The 10,340-nt window shown below is 39.2% G+C and carries 9 protein-coding genes; 3 read left to right on the top strand and 6 right to left on the bottom strand.

Translation table 11 applies throughout. The features are described 5' to 3' along the window. Positions 1 to 37 precede the first annotated feature (37 nt). Positions 38 to 751, bottom strand: a complete 714-nt coding sequence (locus DS2_RS11005) for a FadR/GntR family transcriptional regulator (protein ID WP_035014822.1) — start codon at positions 749 to 751, stop codon at positions 38 to 40. A 270-nt stretch (positions 752 to 1,021) separates the two neighbouring features. Between DS2_RS11005 and DS2_RS11010 the strand changes: the two genes are divergently transcribed. Continuing rightward, the gene (locus DS2_RS11010; protein WP_035014824.1) at positions 1,022 to 2,146 is read left to right on the top strand and encodes a hypothetical protein; all 1,125 of its coding nucleotides are present in this window, start codon (positions 1,022 to 1,024) and stop codon (positions 2,144 to 2,146) included. 198 nt (positions 2,147 to 2,344) lie between these two features. On the opposite strand, the gene DS2_RS11015 is transcribed toward DS2_RS11010, so the two are convergent. After that, on the bottom strand, positions 2,345 to 2,620 hold the full coding sequence (locus DS2_RS11015; protein ID WP_035014825.1) for a helix-turn-helix domain-containing protein: 276 nt from the start codon (positions 2,618 to 2,620) through the stop codon (positions 2,345 to 2,347). Positions 2,621 to 3,045: 425 nt separating this feature from the next. Here DS2_RS11015 and DS2_RS11020 point away from each other — a divergent pair, with 425 nt between their 5' ends. Then, positions 3,046 to 4,116, top strand: coding sequence for an ankyrin repeat domain-containing protein (locus DS2_RS11020; protein ID WP_035014826.1), 1,071 nt, complete (start codon positions 3,046 to 3,048; stop codon positions 4,114 to 4,116). 84 nt (positions 4,117 to 4,200) lie between these two features. Continuing rightward, the gene (locus tag DS2_RS11025; protein ID WP_035014828.1) at positions 4,201 to 4,593 is read left to right on the top strand and encodes a transposase; all 393 of its coding nucleotides are present in this window, start codon (positions 4,201 to 4,203) and stop codon (positions 4,591 to 4,593) included. 6 nt (positions 4,594 to 4,599) lie between these two features. On the opposite strand, the gene DS2_RS19915 is transcribed toward DS2_RS11025, so the two are convergent. From DS2_RS19915 to DS2_RS11045, 4 genes are all read right to left on the bottom strand, one after another. Further along, positions 4,600 to 8,295 carry a DUF7133 domain-containing protein gene (locus tag DS2_RS19915; protein WP_051479807.1) on the bottom strand — a complete coding sequence of 1,232 codons (3,696 nt, stop codon included), beginning with the start codon at positions 8,293 to 8,295 and terminating at the stop codon, positions 4,600 to 4,602. A gap of 125 nt (positions 8,296 to 8,420) precedes the next feature. Next, on the bottom strand, positions 8,421 to 9,284 hold the full coding sequence (locus tag DS2_RS11035; protein WP_035014829.1) for an SMP-30/gluconolactonase/LRE family protein: 864 nt from the start codon (positions 9,282 to 9,284) through the stop codon (positions 8,421 to 8,423). Between the two features lie 36 nt (positions 9,285 to 9,320). Further along, positions 9,321 to 9,566, bottom strand: a complete 246-nt coding sequence (locus tag DS2_RS11040) for a DUF2442 domain-containing protein (RefSeq protein ID WP_035014830.1) — start codon at positions 9,564 to 9,566, stop codon at positions 9,321 to 9,323. Between the two features lie 5 nt (positions 9,567 to 9,571). Further along, the gene (locus DS2_RS11045; protein WP_326979548.1) at positions 9,572 to 9,730 is read right to left on the bottom strand and encodes a DUF4160 domain-containing protein; all 159 of its coding nucleotides are present in this window, start codon (positions 9,728 to 9,730) and stop codon (positions 9,572 to 9,574) included. Positions 9,731 to 10,340: the final 610 nt, after the last annotated feature.

Consider the following 10,340-nt stretch of genomic DNA (forward strand, 5'->3'; position numbering starts at 1 on the left):
AAAATTGGGTGGATTTTAAAGATCCACCCAGTTGTGACTATTGGTCAATCTTGGCTTCAACAAAAGAAATAGCTTCGTCGATTAACATATACATAATATTACGTGCGCGTTCTGAGTTGCCTGATTTAATTGCTTGATAGATTTTTTCATGTTCTTCAACCACGGCAATTGGGTCGGCTTTTACCGGTGAGGTAAATTGAATACTGGCTCTTAGTGCTGTGCTGGTGAATTCTTTCATGTGAATATAGAAACGATTTTTTGTTGCTAACAATACACTGATATGAAATTCGATATCGGCCTCTAATTCAGCTTTTGGATCACCACTTTCGGCAGCGATACGCATTTTTCCAACTGCTTGCTCTATTTTTGCAATTGCGTGTACATCTGCAGTTTGTGCTGCTAATGCCGCTGCTTGAGGTTCGATACCTTTGCGCATTTGTAAGTATTCACGAATAACCTGTAGTGATACTTCACCTTTTAACGACCAGCTGAGTACTTCTGAGTCTAATAAGTTCCAACTACTTTTGGGTAATACGCTAATACCCTGGCGTTGCCTACTGGTTATTAACCCTTTTGCTGATAACATTTTTACTGCTTCGCGCACCGCAGTGCGGCTTACACCAAATTGTTCACATAAATCGGCTTCTGATGGTAAGCCTGTTTCAGAGGTATATTCACCACATACTATAGCGCGCCCTAATTCAGCAACCATGCGTTGTGACAGGCTGTTATTCCGTTCTAGAATTGGCATTTATCGTAATATCTCATATTAGTAGCTGTTGATTTAACTATTATATTACCAGTTGATAGGTGATTTGCCTACTTTTAAGGCATGTGGGATATCTAATAAACAATTAAAATGACGCTTGGTGATTATTGTTGTTGATATGTTGCTTGAAAATAACTACATTTCGCTCACGCAAGCAATTAGACCAAACAAATGGAACTTGAATGAAAAGCTTTAAATTTGCCCCCTGTTTTAATTTTCCACTACTCCACACTGCGCCTTGAGACTAAATATATGAAAATATTAACAGGGCTAATATTAATTGTCACAATAGCTGGCTATGTTCTTTTTAGTTCCGATTCTATTGATGCGGCTAAGCCACAGAAAGCTGAAGTTCAACAAAAGCAACCAGTTAAGATTGAGCCTAATAATTTGAATGACGAGCCTCAGCCTACTGTCAATCCCACATTTAAAGTTGAAAGCAAAATTGCTCAATTGGAACAAAAGATTCGTGACAGGCACGCTGAAATTACTAACATCACAGGGCCTGACAGTGGCAAAAATACCATGCGTTACGAAGATAATTGGTGCAATGCGCGTGAAGATTTAACCGAACAAGATCAAATATATGCAGCGAAAAAAATGGAAGAGTGGAAGTTGATCCAGGGCGAGCGAATACACTCTAGTAATAGTAACAACGCTGAATACTTAAAACCTTATATCGAAGAAGATATAAAAACCTTGATTCAATTGGCTAAGAAAGATGATGTATACGCGCTTGCAAGCATCATACGCCATCCTGAAGCGACGAGCAAACTGAGCTCAAAAGCGGCTAAACGACTGCTTATTTTGGGGCATTCTGGATCCGCATTAGGTACTTTGATTGCGCGTGAGTTGGTATCAGCGAAGCATTCTAAAGGTACTGATAATAATAAGTATCTAGTTTCATTAAAACGCGCCTTAATTTATACAGAGTTTGGTTTAATGAGGAATAACGTATCAAATTTAGTTATGTTGTTATCATCAGTCCAACAAAATCAAAAAGATCGTAATGACGGAGTTAATTTGGCGGACTTACAACAAATTGATTTTAACGAAATACATGAATCTGCCAAAGCTTTGTACCAGCGAATCAATGAATATCGAGCCAATATGGGATTGGACTCATTTGAGGAAATAGACGATAACAAAGAAGCTGAGGTTGATAATTCGTATAAGTTATTTGCATATAATAACATAGTGTACAAAGGAATTATGGACTCGCCCTTATTTCCAACCACCTGGAAGTCGTTATATTTAAAGAGTACGCATTGTTATAAACGTTACACCGAAATGCACAAATTTAAGTTGCATGAACTGCCAGCGATCAAAAAAGAAATCGCTGAACTAAAGGAACCTTTAGTGCAGTTTAAACAATAATAACGGTAGTGCTGTATTTAAATAAGCTGCCGTTTTATCTTGGACACTAAGCGCTCAGATTTTTTACCATCTCACTGATTACTAAAAAACTGTTCTCTCGTAACATTCGCAATTCGCCGGGACGAGATGAAGAAAATGTTAGATTTGAGCTTCAATTATTATTCATAGTAAGCTTTAAAGCTTACTAAGTCATTATTCTTAAGTAATTCGCGTGATTTTGTTAATGAGTTCCTCTCGCTTTTTGTCATTAAACTCTGGCAAAGGAATATCGACTTTAAACTCGATACCAAGCGCTTCCATTAAAGTGAACACTCTCTCTATTGACATATTGCCAGTACCGGTTTCAAAGCCGTAAATGGTATTCCTGCTACTCCCTGAAAATGAACCTGCAGTTTCTTGATCAAGGCCTTGGCTTTTTCTGACCGAACTACAGATTTTACCAAGTTGCTTGGCAGAATAGACTTTAACTTCCATCTTTAAACCTAAAATTCACAATATGTTGTGAATTTATAGCATATCGAACGAGATAAGCAAAGTTTTCACAATATATTGTGAAGATATAAAACTAGAGGATTAATTAATCTATATTTCCCAATATACTGTGAATTTTCAAAAATGGTAGAAGCAGCCCAAATTTATGCAAGGAGTTGCCTAGCTGAGCATTGAGCGATATTCATGCATTGGCTCGATGTTGAATGTTTACTTCGGCTCACAACCTAAACAACTAGGGCACAATCAAATGAACACTACAACCACATTAGACCAAACAAATGCTAGTCACTTTGGAAATCGAGAGAAACCGATGTGCTTTAGAAGCAAAAAAAGCTGAAGCTCTTTGCGATTAATGAAGTATAATTGTGGCCCCTTTAAAAGGTGGGGTCACTTAGGAAAAACTAACAATGAAATTTGCTCTAACAAATTGGCTAAAATGCTTTTTTTCAATGATTTTGACCTATGTCCTTCTTAAGTTGCTTTTTACGCAGGAGTATGTCGTAGAACTATCATCCTTGGTAATGATGGTTATTATGTCGATTCTTTTTGTAATTGGATTTTTGTATTCGAAGCCTCTGAGAAAACCGGTAAATAAATTAGTGCAGATTAGTTTGTTCAGTTGTTTATTACTGTTGCTTTATTTACAGGCTACTGTTGGTTTAAATAAACTCCTTGAAGACGAAGGTGTGAGTAGCTTGGATTACGTTGAAGATTCTTCAGTTATTAAATCATCCACTAAAACCTCTAACGAAGTCTATGACATACAACCCAGACCTGATCAACAGGATGGATTCGTCAAACAAGATAAATCAATGCCCGTACTTGCAAACAAAAACACGGAAATGACTCAAGAACCAGAAAATACCGAAAAGGAGCTTAGCGCCGAGAAAAAACAACAGATTGACAAGTTCTTTTCAGATATATTTTCTGCTATCCGAAGTAAAAATTGGGATGAGCTCGTTAAGAAGTCAAGGCAACCTGATATTAAAGAGCTTCAAAATGAAGCAATGCTGACTTTTGCTCTGGCGCAAGCGACAGCAAATGGTGCCCCGTTTGATGTGCTATTAACCTTACTCAATGATGGTGCTCAATTCAACGACGCTGTTTTATTTGCAACGGTTGTAAGACAGGATGTAAAAATAATAGAAGCGTTTGTTGGGTATGGTTTAAATTTACACATGCGGGACGCCGAAGGTCGAACGGCACTTTATTACAGTTTATTTAATTTAAGTAGAAGTGATATGTTTGATTATCTATTATCTCATAATGTAAGCACTTATATTGGCAAACCACAGGATGATCTGATTAGTAGAGTTTTAGCCAGTTGCTCATCTACTACTAACGCTGGCTATTTTGTAGAACGTATTTTGAGAGCTGGAGAGATAATTACTCCTCTCCATAGGGAGGCGTTCACTGACCTAGCTTTAAAGAATGCTCTTTGTGTAAATAGCCTAACCCCTTATTTTACAGAATATTAGGCTTTTACTTGGCTAAATAACACTTTAATAAATCTGGGTTAGTGAAAAACTAACAAGGGAGAGCTTAATGCTGTGCTTGAAAGCATGGAAGCAGATTTTGAGCTATACCAAAAAGTACTCGCTCAGACCCCAAAAGATAAAAATAAAATTTACAGTCTTCATGAGCCAGGTGTGTATTGTGTTGGCAAAGGAAAAGACCACAAAGCGTATGGGTATGGTCGTAAGGCATCGATAGTATCGACCTTAAAAGGCAATATCATCATTGGTGCTGTAAGTCATGATGAACACACTCACGATTCAAAAACGCTAGCGCCAACACTTGAGCATGCAAACCAACATAGAAAATCAGATATTGAACTGGCCGTGGTTGATAGAGGGTATCGAGGTGCGCAACAATACGTTGACGCAGACGTTTTACTGCCCAGCGCACCGCTCAAGCGAGATAACCAAGACGAGTCAGCCTATAAAAAAATTTAGTTGTCGTTATAGCTTCGGCTCACAACCCAGACATCCTGTCACACTTTCTTTTGCAGCACTGTTTGCAGCCGTTTCAGGCCATACTAACTGCCCTTCTCCACAATATTTTGCAGGGGCGGTAAACACTGCGGGCGCTTGCTGGTTAAATGTTATGGTGAGTTGCGATTGTGGATGTTTTAAATAAACCAATGGCATGGCTTGGCTGTTGGTGCATTTGCTTAAAATAGCCGAGCTGTCGTATTCAGCTAACATGCCGTCTATATTGATATGAGCATCTACTTTTCCGCCCGAGTTGGCAAATAAAGGTAAATTGAATCTGTTGTTTTTTGATGCACCATAAACAATTTTAATGTTTTTAAGCGTATGATTTGTTGTCGGTTTTTTGCCCCAGCCTAGTTGGAAAGGTGAACCATTGGCGTTATGAATTATAGTGACATTTTCGACATGCATGCCTTCACGGTATAACTTAATTGAATCGTCCCAAGTGTCGATATAAGTATTTTTAATAACTGTACCTTCACCACCGCCTATACCATCTGAATTGCTTTGAAAATCTGGGTATTCACGGGTGTTTAATATATTTACCCCATCAATATAAAACGTATGGCGAATTGAGGTTATTGCATAGGTGCGCGCATTTTCTACCGTGAGGTTTTTAATTGAATACACAGCGTTGTTTGGTGCGTTATTCGCAACACTTATGCCGCTGTATTGCCATTTTTCGCAATCGTGTAAAATGTCATCCCCTGCAACCTTAGCTGGTTGACCGTTGCGCGCACAATCGGTGCCGTCATCTTCTTTTTGGTTTTCACCTCTCGCCCAAGCTTTGGTTGGGGTGCCGTAAATGATGCTGCTGAATCTGTCTTTTCCTTGAATGGTTTGCTCGCAGGTCATACGTAAATGGCCTGTCACAGTTACATTTTTGTCTATCACTAGAGTTTTAATTTCGCACGGTATGTCCCAATAAAACTGATCTTTTAGTTTGTCCATTTGTGCATAAGTCCATGTTTTGCTGCTGTCTGGCACAAACTGAACACTTCTGTTTATGCTTAGCGTTTTGGTTGATTCATCCCAATGTGTATTTGAAGCGTTTAGCGCTGGATGCAATGCAAAGTTAGGCGCTTGAGCTTTACTACCAATTAAGTTAAGTTCGGTTATTGCCCAGTTGTGCTCAGACGAACCATTGGTTAAAACAAAACGAATAAAGCGTGTTTTGCGCCCAAGTGTTTGAATATTATGTTTATCTAAAAATTCGATTTGTTTATGAACAGGCGTCCAGTCAACCCCATCAAGCGAAAAAGCGACGTCGAATGCTCTGGCACATAAGCGTGATGCATCGCGGCAGTCCATATCAATTTGGCTAATGTAGTGCGCGTCTGGCAACTCTATTTGAAACCACATGCCAACAGCTTGTTTTTCTTGGCTGTCCCATCTATTCCAATTAAGTTGACCGTCTATGAGCGATTCAAAGTTGGTTGGATTATGGCTTGCGTTAAACTTCCATTCGTTTCTGTTGCTAAGCTTGTTGCCAAAACGTGCGTTTAACTCATTTAATGTCCAAGGTGTGGTGCGTGGTTCTATTTTTCTTAAATCTGCTATTTGCTCTGGGGTGACTGCAGATGCCGAGTTGCCAAAGTTATTTCTAATATAGGTAAGCGAATCTGCAATCCATTCGTCACTATTTAAGCCAACAGACGCCATCATGCCGCCTAGATAACTTTTGCCTTCTATTGGTTTTATTAAACCTTGCAAGACTATTCGGCCTAAAATGGCTAAATCGCCATTTACCCGTTTGTTGTTAGCAAAAGATGGCGCAATTAAACCGTCCCCTGCTTTTGTGCCTTTACCATCCGCGCCATGGCATGAAGCACACATAGAATTAAAGTTTTGTTTTCCACGTGCCATTGACGCGGCAAATTCTTTGTTTGCGCCTGCTAATTTAGCTTGGGCTTTTTCTTCTGCGACCAAATAGTCCATGGCTCGCACAATAGCCTTAACTGACTTAGAATCAGGGTATTTCTGCTTAACTAATTTAGTAAATCTATTTTGGGTTTGTTCGCTTGTTTGCACATAAAAAACCGACAACAAAATTTGTTGAGCAAGCTCAATATCGGCCTGTTTTAACAAGCTTTGCCAAATTTTAATCATGCTTTGGTCAGACTTAGTGACAGCCTGTTCTGAGATACGAACTGCAGCTGTATTCACATAGGAATGTGGGTCTTGCATTGCTTGTATAATTAAATTTTTATCAAAAATCCCCAAACCATCAAGCGTCCACAGTGCGTGTAATCGTGCCAACGGATTTTGGTGTTTTAAAGCCATAGTTTTTAAGTTAGCGGCTACGCTGGTGTCTTTACGCAACACCAATTGTTTTTGTGCGTTTAAGCGCCACCATTGATTTTTATGAGCTAAATATTCAACTAATTTTTCGCTAGAATCGGCAAACATATTCGGTTGCTCGCCACGCTCAACACCGGGTTTAGTTACACGGTAAATTCGCCCGCCACCGATAATTTTGTCTAAACCATACTTGTCGATAACTTCACGCAAATACGAGCCTTTTTGTGTCCAGTTACCTTCTTGAATAATTCCACGATACATGTCGACTAAATATAAAGTACCGTCTGGGCCAGTTTCACTCCAAACTGGGCGAAACGATGAGTCAGTTGAGGCAATAAACTCTTTTTGCTGTGCTTGATATGGATGGGTTATTGTTGTGTACCCGTTTTTTCGATCGACAATAGCGCGTCTAACTAAATTGCCAACAGGCTCTGGTACAAAGTAGTTGCCGTATAATTCAGGTAATTTATCTCCTAAATAAACACTTGGCCCTGCCACACCTGTGAAGTGGTTTAACGAACCATCTTCTCTGACTCTTGGTAGTCCACCTTGTACATCAGGAATATATTCAATTGGGAATACTTCGCTAAAACCTTCAGCTAATTCACCTTTAATTGGCACTGCGCCGTAAACGATTGGAAATTGAAAACTGAACCCTGGCTTTTCTGCACCTGCTTTAGTGAAGTAATGACGACCCACTTCGTCTTGACCTAAACCCCATTGGCCGCCGCCGTAACGCATGTCTTGGCTGATAATTTTGCCGTCGACAAATTTGTAACGTCTGTTGGTGTAGGTTACGTATAACCAGTTATCTATGCCCCAAATTAATCCACTGGGTTGATGCTCTAAATTACCGCCGCGTTTACCACCTTCAAAGATGGTTTTGCGTGTGTCTGCGACACCATCACCATTGGTATCTTCAATTAGTAATAAATCTAAGGTATTGGTTTCGCGTACAATTATTTGTCCGTCAGCTAAAGGTAATACCATGCGCGGGAGTAATAAGTTGTCGGCAAAAACTGTTGCTGTGTCCATAATGCCGTCGTTGTTGGTATCTTCTAACCTTTTTATACGACTGGTGGGTTGCATTTGCCCTGTTCCATCGGCGTTTTGCATATAGGTGAGCATTTCCGCCACATACATGCGGCCTTTGGCATCAAAACTTAACAGTACGGGTTCTTCAACCATAGGTTCGTGCGCGACAAGCTCCATTTTAAAACCGTCTTGCACAACCATAGTTGCGAGTGATTGCTGCGGCGACAAAGCCACTACTTGTTCATTAGCTTGAATAGTTGAAGAGAAGGCTGCAGGCAGCAAGCTAACAAGCAATTTGCAGAATGTACTGATATTAAGAATTTTCATATTATTGATACCACAACAAAACAATTAACCTTGGGTAAAAAGCCACTATAGGTAAATGGCTTGTAAAGGTTTATGTCTTTTCGTATCAATAATCAGTACATATGTACCTTTTATCCTAGATCGGGTTATTTTAACCCAGTAATTTTTAACACAGAGCCTGAAAGTGGCTGAGCATCTAACTGAGTTTGGCTCAAACCTATGGCTGCTGTAGTTACTATCAATTCATGATTTATCCAGCAACAATGTGTTGGGCGTGCAACCTCTAGTTCAATAAAGTCGAGCAATTGTCCTTGAGTGTTTATTCGCGCTAGACCTGAGCCATCCCACCTTGCATTCCAAAAACTAGTGTCATCGTGCCAGCAAGAACCGTCAGGTAAACCTGGGATATTTGGGTCTATGTTAAATTCTGCAATTGGCTCGCTCATACTGGCTGTTTGTGTTTGATTTGAGTTTGTATCTGGGTTTAGAAAGGTGCGAGCAACAAATGTGTTTTTTGGAGAATCGGCGCTGTAAAACACATCACCACGTTTGCTAAAAATTGCCGTATTAAACACTGTAATGCCATGGTACATATGCGTTTTATTACCGTGTTGGTCTATTAAATAACAATTGCCAAGCGGCGTTTGTTCTTTTTTGTCCATAGTACCAACAATAAAATGCCCATTGGGGGTTAAACCACCATCGTTGTAACGAATATCTGGGTTATTTAATTGAGTTTCCGGAAGTTGCTTAACGATATTGCCTGTTATATCAATTAGCGCAATTTCTTGCTCAAAAGCTGCATAAAACGACTTATCATTTAAGCGCGCGAATGCAGTTAAACCTTGTTTAAATTGAACTGTATTTATGTTGTTGGTGGCTAAATCTAACTGATGCCAGCGATGGTTTAAAATATCAACCCAAAGAAGTTTATTAGTCTGCTTGTCATAAATTGGGCATTCACCAAGCAGGTCGTTGGTGTTGGTCAGTTGGGTTATTTTGATGGGCATAAGTCTTGGGTGTCCTGTGATATTGCAACTCTATTTTCAGCCTACTTGTTGTATCAAATGTTCTTTTAAAAACTCAGGTGCTAAATCAGCACCATTTGGCCAAACTACAGTTTCTAATTCTGTGTCTACGGCTAAACGTGCAAAAAATTGAGGGTTGTTTAATGGTTCAAACATCGAACCTTTTAGGCTATTCGATAAATCAACTTGCCCGGAAGTTCCATCGTCAAATGACACCCAAAATTTCATTCCTGATGTATATTTTGAGGACTTAACATGAATCATAATTGTTACTCCAAAGGTGCAATGTAATTAAGTGGTTCACCTTCAATAATTTGACCATCAAAACTGAACAAAGCCTCATAACCAGAATATTTAGCATGAAAGTGAGGAGGATTATGATCGTTAAAATACATAGCGATAATAATTCCATAGAAGCGACTAATAATTGGCGTAACACATTAATCAAAAGTAATTTCAATTAATCGTACTCAAATAATGTGTAGTGTAAAGTGAAATTTGGTCTATCTAGCAGCTCATTGCTAAAACTAATTTCACTAGAGCAGATATCCCTTGGACCTTATGTGAGCTTCACGCAAAAAAGGTGCTCTTTTAGTTTTCGAGGCTTATAAGTCGAGTATAACGAAGTTCCTTCAGGGCTCTTTAAGTGTACTAAAATACTATTCGCGCCGATATTTTTTAAAATATAAGTTAATTTGTTTTATTCTTTGGAAAATTTAGGTGTTCTTTGTTAAGCGGACTCGGTTTAAAATGCTGAATGAGGCTAGCTTCTAGTGTTTTTACTACTTGCTCAAAAGTGATTGCATCACAATCCAATTCACCAGGCTTATAAAGTATGACAGAGGCGCTCCTAAACGAGTCCCGATCGACCAATTCTGCCAATATGGTTTGAAGCTTATCATGCCCCTCACCTAGTCTATCTTGAGCAGTTCTTCCATTTTTTGCTGCCATCCCAATATATTGAATGAGAAGGGGCACAGTGTATTCAAAATTTTGAGCGTAATTTGTGGTAGTGTTTAGAAATCTGTGTCACTCAAT

Source organism: Catenovulum agarivorans DS-2 (genome assembly GCF_000568405.1).
Classification (GTDB): domain Bacteria; phylum Pseudomonadota; class Gammaproteobacteria; order Enterobacterales; family Alteromonadaceae; genus Catenovulum; species Catenovulum agarivorans_A.